This window comes from Streptococcus sp. ZY19097 (genome assembly GCF_040731245.1).
In the GTDB taxonomy this organism is placed as follows: Bacteria; Bacillota; Bacilli; order Lactobacillales; family Streptococcaceae; genus Streptococcus; species Streptococcus orisratti.
On sequence record NZ_CP160400.1, the window covers coordinates 2156639 to 2182790 of the forward strand.

20 protein-coding genes and 2 pseudogenes are annotated in these 26152 nt (G+C 39.3%); 5 read left to right on the top strand and 17 right to left on the bottom strand.

Annotated elements, in window-relative coordinates:
* Positions 1-137: 137 nt before the first annotated feature.
* Genes ABZ559_RS10610 through ABZ559_RS10620 form a run of 3 tightly spaced genes read right to left on the bottom strand, consistent with a single transcriptional unit; the run spans position 138 to position 3360 of the window.
* On the bottom strand, positions 138-986 hold the full coding sequence (locus ABZ559_RS10610; RefSeq protein ID WP_245538840.1) for a carbohydrate ABC transporter permease: 849 nt from the start codon (positions 984-986) through the stop codon (positions 138-140).
* A gap of 9 nt (positions 987-995) precedes the next feature.
* Positions 996-1931, bottom strand: coding sequence for a carbohydrate ABC transporter permease (locus ABZ559_RS10615; RefSeq protein ID WP_018375658.1), 936 nt, complete (start codon positions 1929-1931; stop codon positions 996-998).
* Between the two features lie 55 nt (positions 1932-1986).
* Positions 1987-3360: an ABC transporter substrate-binding protein gene (locus ABZ559_RS10620; protein ID WP_367006341.1), complete on the bottom strand. Its 1374-nt coding sequence runs from the start codon at positions 3358-3360 to the stop codon at positions 1987-1989.
* Between the two features lie 566 nt (positions 3361-3926).
* Between ABZ559_RS10620 and ABZ559_RS10625 the strand changes: the two genes are divergently transcribed.
* Both ABZ559_RS10625 and ABZ559_RS10630 read left to right on the top strand, forming a co-directional pair.
* On the top strand, positions 3927-6626 hold the full coding sequence (locus tag ABZ559_RS10625; RefSeq protein ID WP_367006343.1) for a cellobiose phosphorylase: 2700 nt from the start codon (positions 3927-3929) through the stop codon (positions 6624-6626).
* 501 nt (positions 6627-7127) lie between these two features.
* Positions 7128-9539: a glycosyl hydrolase family 65 protein gene (locus ABZ559_RS10630; RefSeq protein ID WP_367006345.1), complete on the top strand. Its 2412-nt coding sequence runs from the start codon at positions 7128-7130 to the stop codon at positions 9537-9539.
* Positions 9540-9909: 370 nt separating this feature from the next.
* On the opposite strand, the gene ABZ559_RS10635 is transcribed toward ABZ559_RS10630, so the two are convergent.
* From ABZ559_RS10635 to ABZ559_RS10650, 4 genes are all read right to left on the bottom strand, one after another.
* Positions 9910-10299 carry an Ada metal-binding domain-containing protein gene (locus tag ABZ559_RS10635; RefSeq protein WP_367006346.1) on the bottom strand — a complete coding sequence of 130 codons (390 nt, stop codon included), beginning with the start codon at positions 10297-10299 and terminating at the stop codon, positions 9910-9912.
* A complete protein-coding gene (locus ABZ559_RS10640; RefSeq protein ID WP_367007656.1) occupies positions 10296-10799 on the bottom strand; it encodes a methylated-DNA--[protein]-cysteine S-methyltransferase in 504 nt (167 codons plus the stop codon). Before ABZ559_RS10640 ends, ABZ559_RS10635 begins: the two co-directional genes overlap by 4 nt.
* A 143-nt stretch (positions 10800-10942) precedes the next feature.
* The gene (locus tag ABZ559_RS10645; RefSeq protein ID WP_317335155.1) at positions 10943-11158 is read right to left on the bottom strand and encodes a hypothetical protein; all 216 of its coding nucleotides are present in this window, start codon (positions 11156-11158) and stop codon (positions 10943-10945) included.
* A gap of 114 nt (positions 11159-11272) precedes the next feature.
* Complete coding sequence (locus ABZ559_RS10650; protein ID WP_367006347.1) at positions 11273-11890, bottom strand: DNA glycosylase; 618 nt, start codon at positions 11888-11890, stop codon at positions 11273-11275.
* Positions 11891-12160: 270 nt separating this feature from the next.
* Here ABZ559_RS10650 and ABZ559_RS10655 point away from each other — a divergent pair, with 270 nt between their 5' ends.
* Positions 12161-13156: a helix-turn-helix domain-containing protein gene (locus tag ABZ559_RS10655; protein ID WP_367006349.1), complete on the top strand. Its 996-nt coding sequence runs from the start codon at positions 12161-12163 to the stop codon at positions 13154-13156.
* 390 nt (positions 13157-13546) lie between these two features.
* Here ABZ559_RS10655 and dltD read toward each other — a convergent pair whose 3' ends face one another.
* From dltD to ABZ559_RS10690, 7 genes are all read right to left on the bottom strand, one after another.
* Complete coding sequence (gene dltD, locus ABZ559_RS10660) at positions 13547-14818, bottom strand: D-alanyl-lipoteichoic acid biosynthesis protein DltD (RefSeq protein ID WP_367006350.1); 1272 nt, start codon at positions 14816-14818, stop codon at positions 13547-13549.
* Entirely contained in the window at positions 14811-15050 is a 240-nt protein-coding gene (dltC, locus tag ABZ559_RS10665) for a D-alanine--poly(phosphoribitol) ligase subunit DltC (protein WP_018375203.1), read from the bottom strand. The genes dltD and dltC overlap by 8 nt, the downstream gene beginning before the upstream one ends.
* Positions 15051-15451: 401 nt before the next feature.
* Entirely contained in the window at positions 15452-16714 is a 1263-nt protein-coding gene (gene dltB, locus ABZ559_RS10670) for a D-alanyl-lipoteichoic acid biosynthesis protein DltB (protein WP_367006352.1), read from the bottom strand.
* Positions 16711-18249: a D-alanine--poly(phosphoribitol) ligase subunit DltA gene (dltA, locus tag ABZ559_RS10675; protein WP_317334376.1), complete on the bottom strand. Its 1539-nt coding sequence runs from the start codon at positions 18247-18249 to the stop codon at positions 16711-16713. Before dltA ends, dltB begins: the two co-directional genes overlap by 4 nt.
* 14 nt (positions 18250-18263) lie before the next feature.
* Complete coding sequence (locus ABZ559_RS10680; protein WP_018375200.1) at positions 18264-18386, bottom strand: teichoic acid D-Ala incorporation-associated protein DltX; 123 nt, start codon at positions 18384-18386, stop codon at positions 18264-18266.
* Between the two features lie 10 nt (positions 18387-18396).
* Complete coding sequence (locus tag ABZ559_RS10685) at positions 18397-19557, bottom strand: HAMP domain-containing sensor histidine kinase (RefSeq protein WP_018375199.1); 1161 nt, start codon at positions 19555-19557, stop codon at positions 18397-18399.
* On the bottom strand, positions 19557-20231 hold the full coding sequence (locus tag ABZ559_RS10690; RefSeq protein WP_367006354.1) for a response regulator transcription factor: 675 nt from the start codon (positions 20229-20231) through the stop codon (positions 19557-19559). The genes ABZ559_RS10685 and ABZ559_RS10690 overlap by 1 nt, the downstream gene beginning before the upstream one ends.
* Positions 20232-20476: 245 nt before the next feature.
* Between ABZ559_RS10690 and ABZ559_RS10695 the strand changes: the two are divergent.
* Both ABZ559_RS10695 and ABZ559_RS10700 read left to right on the top strand, forming a co-directional pair.
* Positions 20477-21370: pseudogene (locus ABZ559_RS10695) on the top strand (ATP-binding cassette domain-containing protein); the annotation flags it as partial.
* A 557-nt stretch (positions 21371-21927) separates the two neighbouring features.
* Positions 21928-22085 (top strand): annotated as a pseudogene (locus ABZ559_RS10700) (ISL3 family transposase); the annotation flags it as partial.
* Between the two features lie 31 nt (positions 22086-22116).
* On the opposite strand, the gene ABZ559_RS10705 reads toward ABZ559_RS10700, so the two are convergent.
* From ABZ559_RS10705 to ABZ559_RS10715, 3 genes are read right to left on the bottom strand one after another with little or no spacing between them, the layout of a single operon-like run.
* Positions 22117-22740 (bottom strand): V-type ATP synthase subunit D, encoded by a 624-nt coding sequence (locus ABZ559_RS10705; protein ID WP_277291019.1) that lies wholly within the window; start codon positions 22738-22740, stop codon positions 22117-22119.
* A gap of 19 nt (positions 22741-22759) precedes the next feature.
* Positions 22760-24154, bottom strand: coding sequence for a V-type ATP synthase subunit B (locus ABZ559_RS10710; RefSeq protein WP_367006356.1), 1395 nt, complete (start codon positions 24152-24154; stop codon positions 22760-22762).
* Between the two features lies 1 nt (position 24155).
* Positions 24156-25931, bottom strand: a complete 1776-nt coding sequence (locus ABZ559_RS10715) for a V-type ATP synthase subunit A (RefSeq protein WP_277291017.1) — start codon at positions 25929-25931, stop codon at positions 24156-24158.
* Between the last annotated feature and the right edge of the window lie 221 nt (positions 25932-26152).

Genomic DNA, 26152 nt, shown 5'->3' on the forward strand with positions numbered 1-26152 from the left:
TGCTATTTTCAATACATTTCACTTAGAAACGCTTTAATATGATGTCAATCAAAAAGATATTAAACCAGCAGCTCTCATCAGAGCTTAGAAATTGCTGGAAAAATATCAATTTAAAGTTATAAAGGTAGGGGCTAATCCTATTCTTTGACACCACCAAGAGTCACACCCGCAATAATGTATTTAGAGAGGAAGAGATAAACGATGATAATTGGAACGATGGCTACCAAAATCATGGTGTAGATTTTACCCATGTCAAAACTCATGTAGTCCGCGCCACGGAGAGTGGCAATTAGAATTGGCACAGTCATCTTATCTTTGGATTGAATGACCAAAGCTGGAATAAAGTAATTATTCCATGAGCCAACAAAGGTAAATATAGCTTGAACCGCAATAGCTGGTTTCATGATAGGAAGAACAATGGTGTTGAAAGTGCGAAATTCATTAGAGCCATCAATTCGTGCAGCTTCTACTAAGGAAAGTGGTAAGGAAGCTTGCAAGTAGCTATACATAAAATAGAAAACAGCTGGTGACGCAATGCTTGGAATAATCAGTGGTAACAAACTATCGTACATTCCCATATTAGTTATCAAACGAAGAAATCCCATAGAAGTTACTTGAGTTGGCATCACTAAAATTGCCAAAATAAAGGTGAATGCAATTTTCTTTAATTTAAAATTGTAAACATACAGTCCATATGCTGTCAAAGCTGAAAAGTAGGTACAAATAGCTGCCGTAAAGCCTGAAACTATCAAACTATTTAAAATACCTCGGAACATAGGGAAACTACCATCATTGGCAACTTTTGAAAGATTGCTAAAAAGGGAATTCCCTGGCAAAGCTGAAAATCCTTTTTGCAGTTCAGCATGTGAGTGTGTTGCATTGATAAATAGAATGTAGAAAAAGAAGAGACACATGAAAGAGAGAACTATCAATACGAAATGTGCCACAATAGTGCGTAACCGATTTTGTGCTTTTGTTGACATCATACCACCTCATTATGCCTTTCTAGCCTTCATTTTGCGTTTCGTTGCCTTAAGTTCATTATTAGTCATCCTATAAACAAACCAACAAAGAAAAGCACTGACAACGAATAGGTAAACCGACAAAGCACCCGCCATACCATAGTTTTTACTCTTCAGGTGATTATTCAAGAACATGATGAGTGTTGTAGAGGTTCGGTCTGGTGCTCCTTGTCCATTGGTCAAAATTTGCGGAACATCAAACATTTGTAGTCCACCGATAATAGATGTAATTAAAGTATAGGCAAGAATTGGACGAATCATCGGAAGAGTAATATAGAAGAAACGTTGACGACTATTACACCCATCAATTTCAGCAGCCTCAAAAATATCTGGACTAATTCCCATAATAGCTGCCATGAGCATGATAGTTGTATTTCCGAACCACATCAGAAAGTTCATTACACCAACCAGTGAACGCGTACCAAAAGCCGTTCCCATGAAATCAATTGGCTCTTTAATCCAACCAAGAGAGCTTAAAATAGAATTGATTGGACCATTAGTTGAGAAAAGGGTAAAAAAGAGCATGGCAAAGGCTGAGGCCATAATCAAGTTAGGAAGATAGATAACTACCTTGAAAAATTGTTTACCGCGGATTTTCAAACGTGCATCTACAAACCAATTAGCCAAAAGAAGAGCAATTGTAATCTGAGGAACAAAACCAATCAACCATAAAATCATAGTGTTTCCTGCATATTTCAACATATCTGACTTCAATAAGCTGATGTAATTTTCCAAGCCAACAAATGTTGGTCCGATTTCTCTAATCCCTGAACGGTAATATTCGTAAAAACTGTAACGAACCGTATCAACCAACGGAATAAAAGAGAAAATAAAGAAACTTAGGAAGAAGGGCAGTATGAAAATATAACCCCATTTACCATAATCAATACGTTTGCGTTTTTGTTTCATCTTTCTTACTCCTTTAGTTATCCGCAGTGCTAATTAACACCGCGGATACTATTTTCTATTTTGGCCATTTAATTTCTGTGATTTCTGGATAACGTTCTTTTATGGCTGTTTCAAAGTTGGATTTTGCCTTGTCAAAGCTTACTTTACCTTGGAGATAGTCGTTAAATGAATTTTGGAAGATTTCGACACAACCTTGGTCATAAGCTGATAATGGCGCGATTTTAATTCTTTCTGCAACTGGTGAGAAGTATTCAAAGGCATTTTGTCCGCCAAGGAAATCTGATTTAAAGCTGTCATCTTTAGCTGCTTCTTCCATACCAGATTTAGTATTTGTGAAATCTTGGTAATCTTTAGAAATTTTCAACAGATTTTTCTTATTACCAGTTAAGGCTAATATAATGTCTTTGACATGTTTGGGATTATCTGTTCCTTCAGCACCATGAATGTAAGAACCGCCCCAGTTATATTCTTGTGGTGGATTTGTGACAGCCCAAGCTCCCTCAGCACCATCCCAATTTGGTTTCAAGGTAAAATCAATTCCCCAAGCTGGGAAAAGAAAAGCAAAGACATTTGATTTAGATCCCATAGCCTTGTTCCAATCATCCGTCCATTGACCTTTGACGGTCTTATTAAAGTAACCTGCATCAAGCCATTCTTTAGAATCTTTAACCCAGTTCATTACTTCTGGACCAACATTAATAGTTGTTTCACCAGCTTTAACCCAAGGAGTTTTGATACTATTTCCATATAGGCGGAAAGTGTCTGCATAAGAAGCAAATGTTAAGTAGCCTTTATCTTGCAATTCCTTAGACGTAGCTTTTAGGGTATCCCAGCTTTTTACTTTTTCACCAATAGCTTCTGGATCATCTGTTCCAAAAACAGCTTTGGCGATATCACGGCGGTAAACAAGGACACCTGGACAAGTTTGCCATGTTGCCCCACGTTGAACACCATCTTCATCAGAAGCGGTTACTTTTGTAAAATCATACTGATCAGCCAAATCTTTCTTCGGATTGATTCCTAAATCTTTCAAAGGCATCGCTGCATTAGCTTCCTTGGAAGAGTATTTGTTGACGTAATCCGTTTCAGATAAGAAAATATCAACCTTGTCATCTGCAGAAGCTGAATCTTGTTTTAGCAGAGCCTCATCAAGTTTTTGTTGATAGACACCATCCTGGTTAGGATTAACAATCCAATGAATTTCTGTTCCATCTTTCAAGGTTGTCACTGTTCCATCTTTTGAAGTTTCTTTGACTTCTGGATAAACTGCTTCTACACGTTGACGAAATTCATCATTCCAAGAATAGATGTTGATAACTTTTCCTTCTTTAGCAGATGTTCCTGCTGAAGAACTGCTTTTTGAAGAGCACCCAACCATTGTTCCAGCAGCAAGAGCAATTGCTATTAAAGCGCTTACTTTTTTGTTCATAAAAATTCTCCTTTAATTTTCTGAGGATCTTCCTCATGTATTTTGTACTTGAATTATAACTTGAATGCTAGGTGGGTTATATTATATTTTTTCAAAAAATATCAGATTTTTGACCTCATTTCATTTTTTTCTTTTTTCAATTTTTATTTCTTTCAAGGTATTTATATAGAACATTTTTATCTCAAAATATCTATTTAGTGCTATAAAACATTAATATAATAGCATTTAAAGGTTTTAATTGCTTTAAGTCCAGACAAATTCAACGAAACTATTTTAAAATTCCATTTTATTGTTTTTTGACTTGATGTCAGATTTTTGATATTTTTCGCTTTTTTTTTATTTTTAAAAGAAAGCCTTTTCTTTAAAATAAAGCACGTAAGATAACTTAGACCTTGTATTCACAGTTCAGCACTTCCATCTAAGACCAGTTTTTAAACTACTCATCGTTAGTTTTTTCAAAATACAGTCAGCATTCCCTAAAAAAACTACCTTGATTAGCTTAAAAACTATCTCTTATAAAAAGCACTTTACTTGTGAATACAGGTTCTTAAAATAAGGAGACTAAGATGGAGCATTTGACATTTACTAATAAAAATGGTGATTTCACTATCGATCATCCTGAAAATATCAATTCTTTGTACTTTCCTCTTGCTTCAGAAGTTGGACTAAAAAGTGCCATTAGTCCAAATTTAGGAGGAGATGCAAAAATTGATCAAGAATCCTTCCTGATAGAACCAGTTAGTATTGATAATTTACACAATAACCGTTCTACTCGAAACTTTTGGATAAAAAATCAGTTTGGCCAAGTTGCCTCGTTAACGGGGGCCTCTGCTAGACAGGAAGCACAGAAATTCAGTGATGAACAAGAAGAAAGTCGCATAAGTGCAGGTTTCATGTGGCAAAAATTGGAGCGTCAATTAAAAAAACCACAGCTGACAGCAACCCTTACTTCCTTTATTCCACACAACGAAAATGTTGAAATTATGCAAATAGACATTATTAATAAATCTGAGGTGGAACAAACCCTAACCCCTTATGCTGCTATTCCAATTTTTGGACGGAGCGCAGACAATATTAGAGATCATCGTAATGTAACCTCTATGCTACACCGTATCAAGACAAATCAATTTGGTGTTGAAGTTTGTCCAACAATGTCCTTTGACGAACGTGGCCATCGTCTTAATAATAAAATTTATTATGTTTTTGGTTTTGACGACAAAGAAAAAAGACCACAGACCTTCTATCCTACCGTTGAAAGTTTTATCGGTGAAGCTGGAAACTTTACCCACCCTGCTGCTGTTTTTAAAGATTCAACAGGTTTCGATTCACAAACAAGTATTGATGGTCGTGAAGCTATGGGAGCCTTTCGCTTTGATTCCTTTACATTGGATGTTGGTCAAAGTAAATCTTTTATTATCCTTATGGGAATTGAAGAGGAAGAAAAAGCCATACACAATATGGCGAAGAAATATAGTAAACTCTCTCAAGTTCGGTCTAGTTTAGTAGAAACACAAAACTATTGGTTAGATAAAGTTAGCGTTGGATTCCATACTAAGGACATCAATTTTGATAATTACATGAAATGGGTTTGTTTTCAGCCTTATTTACGCCGCATTTTCGGTTGCTCCTTCCTTCCACATCATGATTATGGTCGTGGAGGCCGAGGCTGGCGTGATTTGTGGCAAGATTGCCTCTCACTTCTGCTCATGGAGCCTAAGGCTGTTAGAAGTATGATTATAAATAATTACAAAGGAGTTCGTCTTGATGGCACCAATGCTACTATCATTGGCCAAGGGGAGGGAGAATTTTTGGCCGATCGTAATGGTATCAGTCGTGTTTGGATGGATCATGCACTTTGGCCACTCATCACAACAAAACTTTACATTGACCAAACTGGTGATATCAATATTCTAACCAAAGAAGTCTCCTACTTCAAAGATTCTCATGTTAAACGTGGAACAGCAATTGACAATCTCTGGACTGAGACCTATGGTAATGAACAGCGAACTGCAACTAATGATCTTTATACTGGTTCTATCTTAGAACATCTACTTATCCAACATTTAACAGCTTTCTACGAAGTCGGCCAACACAATGTCTATCGCCTCCGTGGAGCTGATTGGAATGATGCCCTTGATATGGCCGATGAGAATGGCGAAAGTGTTGCCTTTACTGCAGCCTACTCTGGTAATCTTATGGAATTGGCTTCACTCGTTCGTTTACTAGAGAGTAGAACTAATATAAAATCCATAGAAATCTTGGAAGAAATTGGATTGCTTCTGAAAAGTGATTCGGATATTTACGATAAAATTAATCGTAAACATCACATTTTAGATGCCTATACTAATCAATGTCAACACAATACCAATGGTCACAAAATAAAATTAAGCCTATCAGAAATTGCGCTCAACCTTATTCAAAAAGCAACTTGGTTACGTCAACATTTACAACAAAACGAATGGTTAGATGTCAATGAAGCAGAAGGCTGGTACAATAGCTACTACGACAACAGCGGCAAAGCAACCGATGGCTACTATAACGGCCAAATTCATATGATGCTAACCGGACAAGTCTTTACCATCATGAATTATGTAGCTACTGATGAACAAATTCGTAAAATGACTGCTAGTGCTGACCACTATCTCTATCGCCCAGAAATCGGTGGTTATCGCTTAAATACAGATTTCAAAGAAATTAAGAGTGATTTAGGACGTATGTTTGGCTTTGCTTATGGCGAAAAAGAAAATGGGGCTGTTTTTTCACATATGACTGTTATGTATGCGAATGCTCTTTACCGTCGCGGTTTTGCCAAGGAAGGCTGGAAAGCACTTAAATCCTTAGCTGACACTGCTTTAAAATTTGAGACTAGCCGCATCTATCCAGGAATACCTGAATATTTTCGCTCAGATGGTCGAGGTGTTTACCACTACTTGACAGGAGCAGCTAGCTGGTACATGTTGACCATGGTCACTGAAGTATTTGGACTTCAAGGAAAATCAGGTGACTTAGTACTCTATCCTAAGCTCTTAGCAGAACAATTTGATGAAAAGGGCATAGCTTCTATCACCGCACCATTTGACAATAAGACTTTTCATATCACTTATGAAAATCGTAAGCACAAAGATTTTGGTGACTATGTGATAACAAAAGCCAATTGTGACGGTCAGAACTTAGACATTACAGATGATGCCTTTGTCCTCATCTCTAAGACACAATTAGACCAACTAGATGATGCAGAGCACCGTATTACTATTGTTTTGAATTAAGAACCTGTATTCACAGTTCAGCACTTCTATCTAAGGCTAGTTTTTGAGCTACTCATCGTTAGTTTTTTCAAAATACAGTCAGTATTCTCTCAAAAAACTGCCTTGATTAGCTAAAAATTACCTCTTATCTATAAACACTTCGCTTGTGAGTACGGGCTCTAAAATACTTTTTAGGTTATTCCTCACAAGGAAAATTTGCAACAGTTTTAAAAATCTTATAGTTACCTAGAGTCAAATTCTAACCCTATTATGCTTCGAAAATTTAAAATCAGGTCTTTTAGCCTTGATTTAATGAACTTCAATTCGTATTTGTAAGTTATTAATATGAACAACGTTTACTTTATTCCAACCTTCAACTGCCCTCTCCTAGACTGTTAAAGCTAGTCTGATTTTGATTTTCGTTAAGTATAAGTGATAACTGTAAGGCAAAAAGTTAAATCTAGTTTCACATACCATCCCAAAAGGGATTATAGTAAAACAATAATTGTTAAGGAGAATTTCATGAAGTACGGATATTTTGACGATGTCAATCGTGAATATGTAATCAACAAACCTGATACACCAAGACCCTGGGTTAATTACCTTGGTTCACCAGAATATGGTGCCATCATTTCCAATAATGCTGGTGGCTATAGTTTTGCTAAATCTGGTGCAAATGGGCGTATCCTACGTTATATCTTTAATCATTTTGATCAACCCGGCCGCTATATTTACTTGCGTGATGACGACAGCCAAGACTTCTGGTCTGCCTCTTGGCAGCCTGTTGGAAAGAACTTAAAAAATTATCATAGCGAGTGTCATCATGGTATGGGATATACGAAAATGATCGCTGATTATGCAGACATTCATTCAGAAGTCACCTATTATGTTCCAAAGGGGCAAAGCTATGAAGTTTGGGCGCTTACAGTGACTAACAACTCTAACTGTACCCGTCACCTAACTCTGACTGGTTACGCTGAATTTACCAACCACCCTAACTACGAGCAAGATCAAGTTAACTTGCAATATTCACTATTTATCACGCGCACTCTTTTTCAGCACAATCATCTTATTCAACAACTCCATGGGAATTTAGATGCTTTAGAATCTGATGAAGAAGTTGATGAAAAAACTGTCACAGAACGTTTCTTTGGTTTGGCTGGACAGGAAGTTTCTTCTTTTTGCGGTGATAAAAAGGCCTTTCTCGGATCCTATAATAGCTATGACAAACCTATCGGAGTCACCTCTGGTGATCTTGGAAATATCCCAAGTTATAATGAAAATGCCTGCGGTGCACTAGCAAGTAAAGTTACTCTTAAACCCAAGGAAAGTAAAACACTGGTCTTTATTCTTGGTGAAAAGTCATCTCTTGAAGCGCAGGCTATTCTCCGAAACTATAACGTTCCTAAAGCAACTGTTGATACTGAAGTCAATGATCTTCGATTAGAATGGGAAGATCGTCTAATCAATCTGCAAGTAAAAACACCAAGCCCTGAGTTCAACACCATGATTAACACTTGGAACGCCTACAACTGCTACATGACTTTTATCTGGTCACGTGCAGCTTCACTTATTTACTGTGGTTTACGCAATGGCTATGGCTACCGTGATACAGTGCAGGACATCCAAGGCATCATCCATCTCAAGCCCGAAATGGCTGCTGAAAAAATACGCTTTATGCTCTCTGCACAGGTGGATAACGGTGGCGGATTGCCATTGGTTAAATTCAATCACAATCCAGGGCATGAGGACACGCCAGACGATGCCTCTTATGTCCAAGAAACGGGGCATCCAGCCTATCGCGCTGATGATGCTCTCTGGCTTTTCCCAACGGTTTACAAATATGTGGCTGAGACGGGAAATCTTGCCTTTCTGGATGAGGTCATTCCCTATGCAAACAAAGGGCAAGCTACAGTTTACGAGCACTTAAAGGCAGCCATTACCTTCTCTCTCAACAATCTAGGCCCACATGGGATGCCCGCAGGTCTTTATGCTGACTGGAACGACTGCCTACGCTTGGGAGCACAAGGTGAGTCATCATTTGTTGCTCTGCAATTTTACTACGCCTTGACTATCCTCAAAAATTTAGCAATTGCTAAAGGTGATACTAACTACATAACTTTTCTTGATACTGAGCTGGAGAATATGGCTACAAAAATTCAAGAACTTTGTTGGGATAATGACCGTTTTGTACGTGGATTTACTGAAACAGGCGAACGCATTGGTGAGGCTTGTGCTCCGGAAGCCAATATGTGGCTCAATCCACAAAGCTGGGCTATCATTAGTGGACTAGCCAGTGATAGACAGGCTGACTTAGCCATGAACAATGTCTTCAATCGCCTCAATACGAAATATGGTGCTATTCTCATGGATCCCCCGTACCACAAACATGCCTTTGATGGCGCACTTGCAGTTATTTATAATCAAGGTAATAAGGAAAATGCCGGCATCTTCTCACAATCACAAGGTTGGCTTATCTTAGCCGAAGCCCTACGCGGTCAAGGTGAGCGTGCCTTCACTTATTTTATGGAAAATGCTCCGGCTGCACAAAATGATCGTGCTGACATCCGTCAGTTAGAACCTTACTGTTATGGGCAGTTTACTGAGGGACCTGCCAGCCCACACTTTGGTCATTCACACGTTCACTGGTTGACAGGAACAGCTTCAACTGTTATGGTAGGCTGTGTTGAAGGTATTCTGGGGTTGCGTCCTGACCTCAAGGGACTTAAACTCAGCCCCGCCATCCCCAAAGATTGGGATAGCTTCTCTATGAACAAGACCTTCCGTGGCAAGCAATTGCACATTACCGTTCAAAACCCAAACCACAAAGAATCAGGCTTTAGCAAACTCTTCCTAAACGGACAAGAGTTAGATAGTCCCTATCTGCCAGAGCAACTCTTATCAGAAGAAAATGATGTCATACTTATTTTGTAACTTGAATTATCAAATTAAGTTTACAGCTTTCCCATAAAATATCTCATAAGATTTCCTTGCGTAAAATGTTCGTTCGAATCCATTTTACTAGAAAATCTTATGAGTTTTTATTATACATTTATAATGTAAATCCAAGATAAGGAACATCTTTAAAGAAGATTTAGTGATTTATCAGCAATTGCTTGTCTGCTAGTGACTCGTATTGTTGCAGGCATCTAAGCGTTTAAGCATCAGCACGCTTTCTGTTTTAGAGCCTTTTTGAGCAAAGGACTTGCTAGATAAGGCTCCTTATGCTAATTTTGTACCAGAATACAAAAACTATTCCCGTTTTGTCATGAACTGCTCAGACGGGAATAGTTTCTTTAATTGGTTAAAGACTTAACTTAATGACATTGGGTGTTTTCTGGGTCACTTTTTTAAAAACATGTCGAAGATGAGACTCGGAGCCGTGAGCCAAATAAGCCAGTTCTTTCAATGTCAGATTTTCGGCATATTGCTCTTGTAAAATCGTGTCAATTTCCTCCACCCAAAGCGTGTCATCTACGGGCTTTCCGTTGGGCTGACACCTTTTGCAAGGCCTAAAACCATCTTTTTCAGGTTCTGTAAAATCGTAATATCCCGTAATATTTTCTCGTTTTGGTGGACGTGAGGGACAGGAAGGGCGACAAAATATTTTTGTGGTTTTGACAGCATAGCGAAATTGGTCGTCATAGGAAGGATTATTTTCGATGATGGCCTTCCATTCGGTATCGGTAATCATGTTGCCTGACCTCCTTCAAGTTTTAAGAGGGCTATTTTCCGTTCAATACCACCAGCGTAGCCTGTCAGTTCTCCCTTGCTTCCCAAGACACGGTGGCAGGGAATGAGTAAGGAAATTGGATTGTGTCCTACAGCACCTCCAACTGCTCGGGCAGAACTCCTTTCTTTTCCCTCCAATTGGGCGACTTGCTCTGCTATTGCTTTATAAGTAGTGGTTTGCCCGTAAGGGATTTGCACCAGTATTTCAAGTACTTTTCTGCGAAAGTCCGTGACTTCAGGAGCCAGTATCTCCAAGTTTACCTTTGGGTTTTCTCCAGCAAAATACCGCTGTAACCAGTCTTTGACCTCTAGGATAGCTTTATTTTCACCTTTTGGAATGGCTTGAAGGTCATAGTCAGCCCCCAGATATTTTTGATTGTGAAACCAAACTCCTTTGATAGTATGGGCATCTGCCAGTATAATCAGCTTGCCCATTGGGGATACATAATTGTTTTGAATCAGCATAATCTCTCCTCCTCTTAATAAAGTAAACGCCAAATGTAGAAAGTAGCGTAGCTAGACCAAGTTCCCCATTCTTGCTTTAAATGGTGCAAGGTGTCAGTGTTTGGCTTATCTGGTAATTGCTTGATTAGCTTGATACCATTTCAGAGGCCTATATCGGCCATTGGGAAAGCATCTCCCATGCGCAAACAACGCATGAGGACATGGTTGGCTGTCCAAGGACCAATTCCCCTTAATTTGACCATAGCCTTTTCGGCACTCTCAGCGGTTTGAAATGTTTGATAATAGGATTTTGAAATATCGCCAATCACTATTTTTTGTGAAATATCAATGAGGTATTCAGCTTTCCGTAGTGTCATACTTAGACTGACTAACTGTTCATACTCTTCGAAAATCAAAAATATCCGTTGTCAACTTGCCTTGATGAACTCAAGTTCTATCGTCGGCTTCGTTTCCTAGGCTACTTTTGATTTTCATTGGATATCAATGGTCGTTTGAGCCAATTTTTTGGGATCTGGATAAATCCAATAGTTTTCTCCATCAAAAGAAATGGCTTTTCCAAAAGTCTCGGTGAATCGTCGTTTTAAGGTGTAAGTGTAGGCAAGATTGATTTGCTGTCCTAATATTCCCCAAGTAATCGCTTCATAGAACTCAGGCATGCCGACCATTCTTAGTCCATAAAAATCATTGACAAGCTGGTTCAGAATGGAATCAGAAGATGCCAATTTGTAGAATTCCACTAAAGACCTGGCTAAATCAAACCAGTCCGACACAAACTGCGAGATGTGTTCTTGACTGCTACTGGTCCAACTTATCTGATTCAAAATTCTGATTTGAAGCCGCTTTAGAGAATCGCTATCGGCTATTTCACAAAGATAGATTTGCTTGTCGATTAAAAAGGCACGCCGCACCCTATCCTCTACCACTTTGTACATGATTTCATTATTTTCACAAGTCAAATAGCCTAAAATAGCTTCCCACGAAAAGATAGTTGGTACTGAAAGAGGCAGTATTTGCTCGGGCATTACGGTACTTCCTCGAGTTTTCTTGATTCTATTATAACAGAAACAAGAACGGGAAAAATAACACAATCTGTCTTTTTTATCACTGAATGTCTCAACTACCTGATATTTTAGAACCCGTATTCACAAGCGAAGTGCTGAACTGTGAATACAGGTTCTTATACTCAATGAAAATCAAAAGTAGCCTAGGAAACAAAGTCGACGATAGAACTTGAGTTCATCAAGGCAAGTTGATAACGGATAATTTTGATTTTCGAAGAGTATTAAATAGGCTATCAGGTCTGGCCTTAGAAAGTGCATTTTGTTAAACTATCCATAGAAAGAATAAAGAGGAGCCTTATGAAACTCACCATTACCAAACAATATCAAGAATTTTTAAAGAGTATTGGTCTTGACTTCCAAACCTTACTGGATGTTGCCCAGCTTCCTGATGGCACCTGGAAGGAAGAAATGAGCCTGTCAACGCTGGATTACTACCGCCTACTGTTGGCATTTGACAAGATTTTGACTGATGAGCAAATTTTGGCCATGAGCCGTCTTCAGAATATCCAGATGTTCATGCCGCCATTTTTTGCTGCCCTTTCCTCAAAAAATGGCCTAGCGGCTATTGAACATTTTGCCAAATACAAAAAAATCATTGGCCCCGTTATCGTTGGTGTGGAACAATTTGACGATTTTGTACGCGTCAGCTACCGCTATGATTATACCGGACTTGAACTGCCGCGCTTTGCTGTTCTCAATGAGCAACATCTCCTTTTGGACATGATCCGTACAGGGACAGGTCAGGCGATTAAGCCGGTTCGTCTAGGAACACCTTATGTCTATGGTCAGGAAGCTTTAGAGGCTTTTGACTGTCATGTTGAGCAGATGGAGGGAAATGAGCTTATTTTCCGGAAATCAGATTTGGAGCTGCCCTTTATCACTGCCAATAATATCATGCTGGATTATCTCGAACCCCAGCTCAAAGAGCGTCTGGCTGAAGCCATCTCTAGTGAGAGCTTTACAGGCATTGTTCAGCAAAAACTTTATCAGGCGATTCCTGGTGGAGAATTCTCGGTTGAGGATATCGCCATGTCCTTGGGCATTAGCAGCCGTACCCTGCAGCGGAACCTAAATGCCGAAGGTACCAAATTTAACCAAGAACTTCAAAATGTACAGAAACTTCTGGCCCTCAGCTACCTCGAAAAATCTGACATTTCGACGGATGAAGCGGCCTATTTAGTGGGCTATGCAGAAGTTTCTTCCTTCTCAAGAGCCTTTAAAAAATGGACGGGGAAGACCATCAGCCAATATCGCAAACTAAACCAGAAAAAATCCGTTGATTCAGCCCTTTAGCTTGCTGTTAGTTCAAGATAGAAGGGTAGGTGAGCTATACAAAAAAGAATAGCTAAGCTCAATTATTCAATTTGGAAATATAGTCTTTTAGTTTGCTTTTAGTACTAGACAACGAGCTGCAGGCAGTACTGGAGTACGGCAAGGCGAGTTAACGAAGTAATAAAAGATAAACTAATTGACTATATCAGCAACTTCTCCCTCTATTAGCGATACTAAGCGACGCAAATAGAGCTACACTTCCAAATTGATCCAACATCTCATTTTGATTTTTAGAATATGAATGAATTTAGATAAACAAATACCCCTCCAAGAGAATGTTCCAACTGACTGGAAATTTCTTAGTGGGGGTAATTTTTTAAATTGGAAAAATTAAGCTCAGACTCCAAAATTTTACTTTGTCATCTTAAAGTTTTCAGGTTCACCATCATATTTTGCCCAAGCTTTCGTTAGAAATTGGTCATTAATGGTGTAATTGGGGAGCGTTTTTTGCTTGCTAAGGAAAGGATTAACCGCCTTATCAAGAGCTAGCCAACCATTCCATCCCATGTGGATGGTATCTTGCATGAAATAAGATTTATTACCATCTTTTGAAAAATCAGCAATGTTGGTAAAGCCTTGGCTTTGTAACTGATATTTAATCTTAGCGACAGCCTTTTGATACATGTCCTGATCAAGACCTGTAAAAGCTACCCACTTACTATTCACTGGAGGAATGACAAAAAGAACGTTCGTCTGACTCCTAGCAAATTGATTAAGAACTAATTGAAGGTCATTATATTCGGGGGATTTGATGTAATTAAAATTTTTTTGTGAACCTTCCAACCTTTTAAGCTGATGAGATATTCGAATGTTATAAAATTGATTTTCAATGCCAAAGTCATTATTTGTAGTGGCAGCTTTGCCATCTTGGATGGCGATATCTCCCAATTTTTTATAAGAAATTGGTTTAGGGAGATCATTTACCTGTGACAAAACCTTATTTTTAAAATTGTTAGTTATAGAAAAATGACTAAAGAAAGCATCTTCTTTCTGATAAATCAAGTCTTTCCACTCTAACAATTTTAGATCACTACTACTAAGTTTTTCTCCTCGAGCAACTTTTTCCACCATGGGTTTGAGAGCGCAATCAGGATACATTTTCAAAAAACGCTTGGCAGCATAACGGTCATAAGTGCTCCCAGTCTGAGTTTGCAAAAAATCCACTAACTGCCCTATACTAAAGTAATTTTGAAAAGCGCCAGCATTGGCTCCTTTTGCCACAAACCACTGAGGGGAAATCACATAGACTGCCTTCTTATGGTCAAGTTCTTTGCCAATTTGCTGAATCCCAAAGAAATGAGTCAAAGACGCTGCTCCTTTTTGTCCTAAGAGATAAGGGATATAAGGTCGTTTATAAGCCTCTGCCAAGACCGAAGGATGCATTTTATCCATACGTGACCACTCACTAGATCCAAAAAATGGGACAAAGCGATGATTAGGATCTGTCAATGCACGTGTTTTCTTATACTTACTTTTAAAATTTGACTTAGTCAGAGCCACTGCATCTTCCTTTTCAGCCGGCAAAGAATAGTTCATTGTAGTGGGGTAAAACCCAATAAGGCCAAATACTAATAGCAGAGCACAAAAGACAGGTCCTAAAATGTGCCAGAGGCGTTTAAGCATGACGAAGCTCCTCTATCCCTGCAATAATTTTGTTAGCAGTGTTCCAATCATTACGACCGAATTCTGAAACTGGAATGTTGATATCAAAATGCCCTTCCAATTCAACAATTAACTCAACCGTACCCATACTGTCAAGTACGCCGGCATCGTACAAATCCTCATCCATCATATCAGAGACATCTTCCATAAAAAGATCATCAAAAATTGCTAATACTTCTGCTGTTACATCCATTATTATAAACTCCTTTAATTAAGATACAAAGGGCACTCAGAAAGCGTGATGAAAATAGACGGTAAGTCCAAAATCTTCGATTTTGTAGACGCACCCCCGTCAAGACGACTAGACCTTTCACAAACAATGTCAAAGAAAGGTCGGACATCTACGACGTTAAGGAAAATGAAATAAATCTTATTTCGATAATCCCTTTTTCACGACGCTTTTAGCCCATGTTCAGTTATTAAGATACAAAAGGGCTTCAGAAACACAAAGTCATGATAGGAGATGTACGAAGAGACCTAAAAACTCTAGACTCCCTATCTTTTTGATGTAGCGTTTAGCCCATATTACGTTAACATGTGTCGTTTCAGCTTTTAAAGAATGTTAGTCACCTAAACAAAAACTCTGTAAACACACTAAGGTTTCATCGGTTTTGGAACCCATAATTGATCTAAAAAGCCTGAAAAGAGCAAGAAGGACAACATGACCACGTTAAACGTGATAAAAATCCCCAAGGCTTTGGTCCATCTATTGTCTGGCAGTGGCGCTTGTCCTTTGTTTTTGCGTTCTTTATTGATTTTTTTCTTCTTACGTAACCACCAGTCATTGATGACTAAGCCAATACCGTGGAAGAGACCGTAGGCAATGTAATACCATGTCACGCCATGCCAAAATCCCATTATCAACATATTAACAATATAGGCAACACTGGAAGTGACATTACGGTTTTTAAAGACCTTATGTTTTACCAAAACCTTCACCAAACGCATGAAAACAAAGTCTCGGAACCAAAACGATAGACTCATATGCCAACGATTCCAAAATTCTTTCAAATCACGAGATTTAAACGGTTGATTGAAGTTAGCAGGACTTCTAATTCCCATCAAATTTGAAATAGCCAGCGCAAACATGCTGTAACCTGCAAAATCAAAGAAAAGATCCAAACCATAAACATACATGATGCCTAAGGTTGGTAAATTGAAAATACCACCTAGCTGCAAAGCAATTTCTCTAAGAGGCGGCATAAGTACTTGCCCTAAAATGTAGGCCAAAATAAACTTATACAGAAAGCCTAGCATCATGTAACGAACGGCTTGTTCTAACATGTCTAATAAATCATCTCGCTCAGGTATTTTCTCATAGTCGTCATTAAATCGTTTAAAACGATCAATGGGACCACTAGAAAATGTCGGCATAAAAAGTAAGAACCGTAAAAATTGCCAGAGAGTAAAATCTGTTAGCGTACCATCACGCATTTCCATAATCATACCAACTGAACGAAATGTCAGATAAGAAATCCCTAAGAAACCAAACAGTGAAGCATGAGTGTTGGCTTCCATAAGTGGATTGATTTTCACAACAGCCAGCGGTAAGATTGCTAAAAAGACCCAGAAATAAAAGACCCACTTATTATCACGCGCCTTGCGATAAAACTTATAACTGTAAACCAGAACAATCTGCCAGACCACGTAAGCTAGAAGCGAAACCAATTGATTAAGGTGTTTACCCGTCAGCATGAGAACAATAAAAGCGAGACTAACTAGAGCTTCATAAACTGGAAAACGTTTTTTGAAAAAGAGACCTATAAAAATAGGTAAAACCGCTATTATCAAGTAGACAAAATATTGAGGATTACCATAAGCCTCTAAGTGAGGCAGATGATGGAGAAAATCAATCATCGTGAATTCACCTCATTCATAAGCCCCTTAATATCAATCTTTCCATTTGGCGTCAATGGCAAACTATCACGGTACAAAAACTTTGATGGCATCATGTAGTCCATCATGATGTCTTTCAATTCTTCTTTGATAGCCTTGGTGATGTCTATTTCTCTATCAAATTGCGATGCAACACCTTCTTTAAGTACAACGTAGGCTAGGAGGTTTTGTACCTTATGATCTTTGTTATAGCGTGGCACAGCGACAGCTGATTTGATATAGTGTGATTTATTTAAATTTTGAGAAACATCCTCAAGTTCAATACGATAGCCATTAAATTTAATTTGAAAATCCATGCGTCCGCCATAGAGAAGCAACCCCTCATCTGACATTGAACCCAAATCACCAGTATGATAGGCAGGTAGACCATCTATCTCGAAAAAAGCTTCCGCTGTTTTTTCAGGATTATTGAGGTATCCTTTTGAAACCGCTGGTCCAGCAATAATAATTTCACCTTGCTGACCATTGGCCAACTTATTACCATCTTCATCAACGATAAAAGTTGGTGAATCGGCCTTCGTATAGCCAATTGGAAGACGTCTGCAGTTTTCTAACATCTCATCTGTGATAGCTACCGCTGATAAGGCTACGGTTGCCTCTGTAGGCCCATAGGCATTGACGATTCTGGCATTTGGAAAACGTTGGCGAAGTTTCTGAGCAGTTTTCACCGTCAATTCCTCTCCATCAAAATAAAAATGTGTCAATTGAGGTAGAGTTTCAGCATTAAAATCATTGGATAACATGGCCATATCTACAAAAGATGGTGTTGAGGTCCAAACTTCTATCGGTAGTTGATTGATAGTTTTAAAAAGCTGCTTGAAATCAGTGGTTAATTCTTTTGGCAGGGCATATAGTGTCCCACCCTTAGCCAAGGTTGGTGCCCAATACATGACCGATAAATCAAAAGAATAAGGTGGCTGCGCTAACATTTGTGGACGCTCTGGAACTGAGAAGGCTTCTGCTTCTATCATCCAATTCGTGAAACTCAACAAGTTATCATGCGAGATTTGAACGCCTTTAGGTTTACCAGTTGTTCCAGATGTAAAGATGATGTAATAATTATCATCTCCCTTCACAGAGTGACTAAGTTGATAGGTCGCCTTTTGTGCAAAAATATCTTGAAGCTGAGCCAAATCAAGTATTGGAACTTCCCTTGCATCTATCGGAAAGTCCCCCACGGCGATAATAAGGCTCGGCTCGGCTATCTCAACAATAGACTCAATACGCTCCAGGGCCGAGTGCTGATCCACTGGAATATAAGCATGACCAGCTTTTGTTAAGGCCACAAAAGTCGCTAGCATCTCGTATTCTTGACCTCCAAAAACGAGCACTGGTGATTTTGGAGCTACCTTTAGAAAATCAATATAGGCCGCAAGTGAATCCGAGTCTGCTTTCAAATCTCCGTAAGTATGAACCTCTCCTAAAATATTATAAACTGGAAAATCTCCCTGAGTTTGAGCTAGTTGCTCAATCGTTTCAATCATATCCTGTAACATGAATACAAACCTTTCTAGAATTCATTATAGATAAAACTACCCTGACCGTGACCAAGATAACTGAAAAAGTAGATTAGAACTAGAAATATAAAAAAGTAAAACACGGTTTTTAATATAAATTGACCCACATCTTTCATTGTAAACTCCTTATTTAATTGGTAGATGAACAGTAAAAATCATGTTCCCATGGTCTTGAATAGCAGTAATTTCCCCTTTGTGCTTGGTGACAATGGCTTTGGCAATCGCCAAACCAAGTCCAAAGCTTGAAAAGCTATGATGAGAACCCTCTACTTGGTAAAATCGTTCAAACAAAGAATCCATAACTTCTTGGGAATAACTTGGACTAGGGTTAGATACCTGTAAAACTGCTTTCTTTTTTTCCTGTGTCAAACTAATCCGTATCGTACTTTGATCCAAAGAATATTTGATGGCATTGTCAAGAAGGATAGTGATTAGCTGCTTTAGTTGGGAATCTTGACCTAATACTCGAATATCTTCGACAATATCTGACTCAATCAATTTGCCCTCTTCATAAGCTAAACTTTCATAATTCAAGGTCAGTTCTTCACAGATTTCTGATAAATTGACATCGCTAAAATTGATGTCACCTTGTTTCTCATCTAACTTTGAGAGGCCTAGTAAGTCTTGTACTAAATTTTCCATCCGCTTGGTTTCTGAAAGAATGTGTTCTAGATAACGATTTGGCTTGATTTTATTTTGCAAAACCTGAGCATTGGCACGAATGGAAGCAATGGGGGTTTTTAACTCATGACTAGCATCTGACACAAATTGCTTTTCTCGGTTGATGGCTGCTTGAGCCGGTTGAGTGATAAAACGTGATAGATAGATACTAACACCTGTCAGAAGTAGAAAACCAAATACCGTAAAAACAATCGTCAGAAAAACTTGTCCGTAAGAAACCGAATAACTTTCCAAATCAATGAAAACCAGTTGCCAAGAGCCATCTTTCTTTTCTTTTAAAGAATAGATGATATCCCGCCATTTCCAACCTTTTTTCCCTTTTTTCAATAAGGACTGGCTAATTGTTTTTACTTCCTTATTAGTTAAATCTGTGTCGTTTACATCAATGGTAATATGACTCTCAGCATCAATCCTAACAAGGGCAAGGGCTTCTCCAGAACCATTATTAAGATAGCCATTATTTGCCACCATCTGCACGATGCGGTGAGTATCATATTCATCCCAGTATCTATCATAGCGGTTGCTTATGATAAATAATATCATGATCATTCCAGCCAGCATAGACATTGTGATAATGACAAATTTTCGCCGTAAATTATTTAGCACTAGCCTTCCTCCTCGATAGAGTAACCGACTCCTTTAGTAGTCTTGATAGCAATATTCGCCTTTAAAAAGCGGAGCTTCTTTCGTAAAAAGGAAATAAACACTTCTAGTTGATTATAGTCTGATTCGTCCAAAGGTCCCCACACTTTCATAATCAGTTGATTTTTGGGAATAATCTGTTTGGGGTTGCGAAGGAAAGTTTCCATGAGCAGAAATTCTTTATTAGATAGTTTGACGCTATGATCGCCAGATGTCAATTCACGCGTATCTGAATTTAAAATAAGATTCCCCATTTTAAAATGATTAAGCTTAGTAACTGAAGATTGGCGAGTTCTTACCCGAATTCGTGCAAGTAATTCTTCGGCTTCAAATGGTTTTGTCATATAATCGTCAGCTCCTAAATCTAGACCAGCGACACGATCCTCCAGCTGAGACTTAGCGGTCAGAAAAATAATTGGAACTTCCATTCCCAAGTGGCGCACTCGCTTCAAAATTGTTACACCATCTACTTTTGGTAGCATGATATCCAACAAGATTAAATCATAAAGCCCTGTTAAAATGTAATCCAACCCTGATTCACCATCAAAAGCCAGATCTACCTCATAATGATTGCTCTCTAAAATTGCCTGAATCGCTTCTGCAATACCACACTCATCCTCAACAACCAAAATGCGCATAAATGCCCTCCTATCATAAACCAGTATTAGTATAATCGTTCAAAATTGAAATAACCTTGAAATTTTTAAGAAATCTTTCAAGGTGGTATCCCTTCGTTTTTTTACCTCCTTAAAACAGCGCTCTTAATTATAACAAAATCACAAAACAAAGACATTTTTTAGCCGTACCATCTTTAACCAAGCTAAAAATCAAAACTTAAGTTGTCTCAAGGCAATAACTAAAACTTCATGAAGTGTACATGTGAAAAAATGCCCTTAAAGAGTTACAGAAAAAATACCTTCATTACGGACTGACAAAAATCACTGGGCTCCTTCTGACAGGCGCTTCTTTTGAATTTATCAGTATTGTCCTATTTATCTATTTGGCGCACTCGCTTTATCACCACCAAATTGGTATTCCTGAGGTGGTGGCAAGTTTGGGTTATATCACTGCCTTTTCAGAACCAATTCAGGAAATCCTGTACGACCTGCAAATGTTGGAATCTGTCAAACCTGTACTTAAAAGTTTTCAGGATATTGTACAGCACCAGCCTGCAGTTCAAAATCCCTTGCTTTCATTTGACAGAATTACTTTGGAAAATATCTCCAAACAGCTCGGGGATTTAACCTTAACTATCCCTTACGCCAGTATTAGCAAGGGTGACAAGATTGCCCTTATTGGTGAGAATGGTTCTGGCAAGAGCAGCCTGCTTAACATTTTAAATGGAACGGACGAAGATTTTCAAGGGCAAATTTTTATTGACGGTCAAGCTACCAAACAGCTCTGGGGGAGATTTGGCTTGATTTTACAACTAGAGCATACCTTTATCTCTAGTTACAAAAACAATGTGACAGTTTTTGAAGCCTTTGATGCAACGTTTAGTGACTCTCTATTTGAAAATACACCTCCCCAGTCCTTATCTGGTGGTCAACAGCAGAGGATGTACCTCAATCGAGAGAAAAACCGCAAAAGTCCTTTAATTATTATGGACGAGCCTTTTTCTGCACTGGATGCTCTTCAGTTTGAATCGGAATTAAAAAAGGTTCTGGCTTTGCCAAGTTCAGTCATTATCACCTTGCACCGACAAAATCAAGCTTTGAAATACTTTGACCAAATCTGGGAAATCAAAGACGGAGAGCTTACTATCGTAAAAAGCTAATGCCATGTATTCACGGTTCAACACTTCCACCTAAGGTTAGTTTTTAAGTTGCTCATCGTTGGTTTTTTTCAAAATACAGTCAGTATTCCCTCAAAAAACTTGCCTTGATTAGCGAAAAACTATTTCTTAGATAAAAGCACCTCGCTTGTGGATACAGGCTCTTAGTCTGCGAAAAATAAGATCTTGCCTTACAAAATTAATTTTAGGGACCGTGTTATTTTATCTATTTTAAGGAGAAATTAATCAGAAAAACTTGTGCTTTTTCGAGGTAAACATCAACACTTTGTACGATAAAGAAAACAACTCTGTAATATCTTTCCTCTAAAGGTATTGTGGAGTTGTTTTAATCTGTGAAAAAGGTCAAGTATCATCAAAATAGGTTCTCTTATACTCTTCGAAAATCAAAATTATCCGTTGTCAACTTGCCTTGATGAACTCAAGTTCTATCGTCGGCTTCGTTTCCTAGGCTACTTTTGATTTTCATTGAGTATTACAACTCCTTAAAACAGTTTTAATCAATTCAAAAGATAAATAAGACAACGTTTTGTCTGACAACATCAAATTCCAAACTTAAAGTGACAAATAACTTTATCAAACTCATTAAGCACAGTACTTTTGGCTTCAGGAAGATGAAAATAAAAAAAAAAAAAAAACGGTTTTTGATTGCTTTGGATATAAAGAAAGAGAGGATGCCTTCACCCTCTCTAGGTATTAGTTTTCCATCAATCCACTAGTTGATAAAAAGTCTATTTAACTTTCATGATACGTACCAGATTGGCACGTTCAGCTTCTTCTAATTTGAGTTCAATATAGTGTATGGTTTCTTCCAACTGGGGAATGGTAGAATATTCCAATCCGTTTACGCGACGGCGGGTTTTCTCGATTTCATCAGCCATAAGCTGACAAGATTTTTCAACCTCTGCCAAGCGCAGTAATTTTTCCACCAAACCCTCCATAGCTAAGAGGGTAGCATCCATCTCACTATTGGAAGCAAGATAACTATACACCACGTCCCCGTTGTCATCACCATAGGGATTGTCGATGTGGCTATGCATCTTGGGAACATTAACGCTCATGACGTTTTCTGTTTCGATGAAAAGTTGAACTTCCTTGGTCGGAACCAAAAACATTTCTTCAATCATGGCATTATTTTCCAATGATTTAGCCATGACAAAGTCCTGCATATTACTCACCAATGCCGCTTCAACTTCTTTACGAAGGTTATTATTTTCACGAATAAGATCAACAAAACGACGCATGAGTTCATCTCGCTTATCCTTGAGCAACTTGTGACCACGAGTTGCGGTTTTGAGACGATTTTTGAGATTGCTCAATTCCATACGCGTGGGTTTGACATTTAATCGTGCCATAGGCTACTCCTCCTCATGGCTACTCAGCATCTGCTTGTTTCTGAGGCAGATAGTGATCGAGCATATCGTCCTTAATACGCTTGAGTTCCGTACGCGGTAGGATAGAGAGCAATTCCCAGCCCAGATTAAGCGTCTCCTCAATGTTGCGATTAGTTTGGAAACCTTGATTGATGTACTCTTCTTCAAAACGTTTGGTGAATTTCACATACAATTTATCTGTTTCTGACAGGGCGGACTCCCCCAGTACAACAGCCAATTCAGCCGCTTGTTTGCCTTGAGCATAAGCCGCGAAAAGCTGATTCATGGTTGCCGCATGGTCGCCACGCGTCTTGCCCTCACCAGAACCCTTGTCTTTTAAACGTGATAGTGAAGGAAGCACATTAATTGGCGGACGGTAGCCTGAGTTGTAAAGTTCATGGGATAGAATAATTTGACCTTCAGTGATGTAGCCTGTCAAATCAGGGATTGGGTGGGTAATGTCATCTTCTGGCATGGTCAAGATTGGAATTTGGGTGACAGAACCCTTCTTCCCTACCAAACGACCTGCACGCTCGTAAAGGGTTGATAGGTTGGTGTAAAGATAACCTGGGTAGCCACGGCGGCCTGGCACTTCACGGCGAGCTGCTGACACTTCACGAAGAGCCTCACAATAATTGGTCATATCTGTCATGATAACTAGCACGTGCATGTCTTTTTCGTAGGCAAGATATTCGGCTGTCGTCAGTGCAATACGTGGTGTCGCAATACGTTCAATAGCAGGGTCGTTTGCCAAATTGATAAAGAGAACCGAGCGATCAATGGCACCCGTTTGACGAAGGTCATTCATGAAAAATTCTGCTTCTTCAAAGGTAATCCCCATCGCTGCAAAGACAACGGCAAAATTTTCATCCGAATTTAAGACTGTTGCCTGACGGGCAATCTGCGCCGCTAATTCATTGTGAGGCAGACCTGAACCTGAAAACACTGGCAATTTTTGCCCTCGAACCAGTGTATTCAAATGGTCAATCGCTGAAATTCCTGTCTGAATGAATTCGTCAGGATAGTCACGCGCCACTGGGTTAATAGCCTGACCATCAATATCTAGGTATTTTTCAGGAATGAGTTCTGGTCCACCATCGATTGGTTTTCCCATCCCATTGAAAATACGCCCAACCATATCTTCTGACACTGGCAATTCTAGCGGATGCCCTGTAAAACGAACCTTTGCTTTTTCTAGATTAATCCCAGAAGATCCTTCAAAGAGCTGTACCATGGCTTTGTCTTCGTGGACTTCTAATACCTGCCCCTGACGGACTTCGCCATTATGCAGTTTGATTTCCACCAATTCATTAAAATGAATCCCTTCAACTTGATCCACAATCATCAGAGGGCCTACAACTTCGCTGACTGTTCGATATTCTTTGAGAACACTCATCTTAGATACCTCCCTTTGCTAATACTTGGTGAATATCTTCTTTAACTTGACCTGCTAATGCCTTGATTTGGTCCAGATTGTCTTCTGAAATGTATTTACTGCGAGCCATGCGGTCACGGACTTGGCTAGTACCTTCCATGATTTCAGTGAAGTAGGCGCCTAGTCTGAGTGCCTCTTCCGCCTCATCAGCAAAATTAAGAATATTGCTGAGCATAGCTTCTTGTTTACCAAAGGAAGTAAAGGTATCCACAGAGTCAAAGGCATTTTGCTGCAAATAATCTTCACGGATTTGTTTGGCAACTTCCATGGTCAAGCGGTCTTGTTCCGACAGCGAATCAATCCCAACCAGACGCACAATTTCTTCCAAACTGGATTCACGTTGTAAGATATTCATAGCACGGGTCACCTTAGTAGCCCAACCAGTATTTTGAACCTTATCGATATACTTACCAATCTCATCCTTGTAAAGTGAATAAGATGTCAGCCAGTTAATAGCAGGGAAATGGCGGCGTTGAGCAAGCGGTGCATCCAACCCCCAGAAAACCTTAACAATACGCAAAGTATTTTGAGTAACTGGCTCAGAAATATCTCCTCCTGGAGGGGACACAGCACCGATAGCGGTAATAGTTCCTTCACGTCCTTCACTACCAAGCACACGGGCACGACCAGCTCGCTCGTAGTATTCGGCAATACGGGAACCAAGATAAGCTGGGTAACCTTCGTCACCTGGCATCTCTTCCAAACGCCCTGACATTTCCCGCAAAGCTTCTGCCCAACGTGAGGTAGAGTCAGCCATTATGGCTACAGAATAGCCCATATCACGGAAATATTCTGCAATAGTAATCCCAGTATAAATAGAGGCTTCCCGCGCAGCCACGGGCATGTTGGACGTATTGGCAATCAAAACAGTCCGTTCCATAATTGACTGACCGGTATTTGGATCAATCAATTCTGGAAACTCATTTAGAACATCAGTCATCTCATTCCCACGCTCGCCACATCCAACGTAGATAACGATGTCCACATTGGCAAATTTAGCAATTTGGTGCTGCACAACGGTCTTCCCTGCTCCAAACGGTCCAGGGACAGCGGCGGCTCCCCCTTTTGTCACAGGGAAAAAGGTATCAATAACACGTTGTCCTGTGATAAGAGGTTCTTCTGGAATCAGACGTTGGGCAACAGGACGGCCTTTACGAACAGGCCATTTTTGCATGAGAGTCCCTTTGTAAATGGCCCCGTCAGCTTGTTCAATCTCATAAACCGTATCTGTCACAGTAAAGTCACCTGCTACAATAGACCGTACTTTCCCAGATATCTTATTTGGTACCATGATACGGTGCTCAACGACAAGCGTTTCTTGAACAGTTCCTAGAATATCCCCAGCTGACACCTCAGCTCCCACCTCAACCGTTGGCGTAAAGTTCCATTTAGCATCACGATCAAGACTGGGAAGTTCTACCCCGCGAATAAGAAAATCACTTTTTGTAGTTTGTTTAAAACGATCAAGCGGACGTTGAATACCATCAAACATTTCTGAAATTAGTCCGGGTCCAAGCTCAACAGACAAAGGACTTCCCGTTGTCACGACTGGTTCACCTGGACCAATACCTGAGGTTTCTTCGTAAACCTGAATAGAGGCTTTATCTTGGCGCATCTCTATGATTTCACCAATCAAGCCTAAGTTACCAACACGACAAATATCCTGAATATTGGCCTCTTGCATGCCTGATGCCACTACCAACGGCCCCGACACTTTAATAATTTTTCCTTGGCTCAAGATTTTTCCTCCTGAAATAAGATTTAGCAGTCAAGAAGTGGCTTACCACCTCTCCTCTTCTTAGGAGGCTGCTTCTTTTGTATAAATGATAATTGAATAGAATAGAGACTGTACTCTCAACCTATGGCTCTAAAAACTAATAAGCGACAAGATACACTGAGGTTTATAGAGTTGAAAACAGAGCTCAGCTTTTATGGTAAGTCAAAACTAACCTTCTTATC

Bases quoted from the DNA above. Each gene is read 5' to 3' on its own strand.
- dltC (WP_018375203.1), bottom strand. From the start codon at position 15,050: ATGGATGTAACAGCAGAAGTATTAGCAATTTTTGATGATCTTTTTATG.
- dltB (WP_367006352.1), bottom strand. From the start codon at position 16,714: ATGATTGATTTTCTCCATCATCTGCCTCACTTAGAGGCTTATGGTAAT.
- ABZ559_RS10690 (WP_367006354.1), bottom strand. From the start codon at position 20,231: ATGCGCATTTTGGTTGTTGAGGATGAGTGTGGTATTGCAGAAGCGATT.
- dltD (WP_367006350.1), bottom strand. From the start codon at position 14,818: ATGCTTAAACGCCTCTGGCACATTTTAGGACCTGTCTTTTGTGCTCTG.
- ABZ559_RS10615 (WP_018375658.1), bottom strand. From the start codon at position 1,931: ATGAAACAAAAACGCAAACGTATTGATTATGGTAAATGGGGTTATATT.
- ABZ559_RS10620 (WP_367006341.1), bottom strand. From the start codon at position 3,360: ATGAACAAAAAAGTAAGCGCTTTAATAGCAATTGCTCTTGCTGCTGGA.
- dltA (WP_317334376.1), bottom strand. From the start codon at position 18,249: ATGTTACAGGATATGATTGAAACGATTGAGCAACTAGCTCAAACTCAG.
- ABZ559_RS10710 (WP_367006356.1), bottom strand. From the start codon at position 24,154: ATGAGTGTTCTCAAAGAATATCGAACAGTCAGCGAAGTTGTAGGCCCT.
- ABZ559_RS10610 (WP_245538840.1), bottom strand. From the start codon at position 986: ATGATGTCAACAAAAGCACAAAATCGGTTACGCACTATTGTGGCACAT.
- ABZ559_RS10655 (WP_367006349.1), top strand. From the start codon at position 12,161: ATGAAACTCACCATTACCAAACAATATCAAGAATTTTTAAAGAGTATT.
- ABZ559_RS10705 (WP_277291019.1), bottom strand. From the start codon at position 22,740: ATGGCACGATTAAATGTCAAACCCACGCGTATGGAATTGAGCAATCTC.
- ABZ559_RS10635 (WP_367006346.1), bottom strand. From the start codon at position 10,299: ATGATTACCGATACCGAATGGAAGGCCATCATCGAAAATAATCCTTCC.
- ABZ559_RS10630 (WP_367006345.1), top strand. From the start codon at position 7,128: ATGAAGTACGGATATTTTGACGATGTCAATCGTGAATATGTAATCAAC.
- ABZ559_RS10680 (WP_018375200.1), bottom strand. From the start codon at position 18,386: ATGAAAGATGTGGGTCAATTTATATTAAAAACCGTGTTTTACTTTTTT.
- ABZ559_RS10645 (WP_317335155.1), bottom strand. From the start codon at position 11,158: ATGACACTACGGAAAGCTGAATACCTCATTGATATTTCACAAAAAATA.
- ABZ559_RS10625 (WP_367006343.1), top strand. From the start codon at position 3,927: ATGGAGCATTTGACATTTACTAATAAAAATGGTGATTTCACTATCGAT.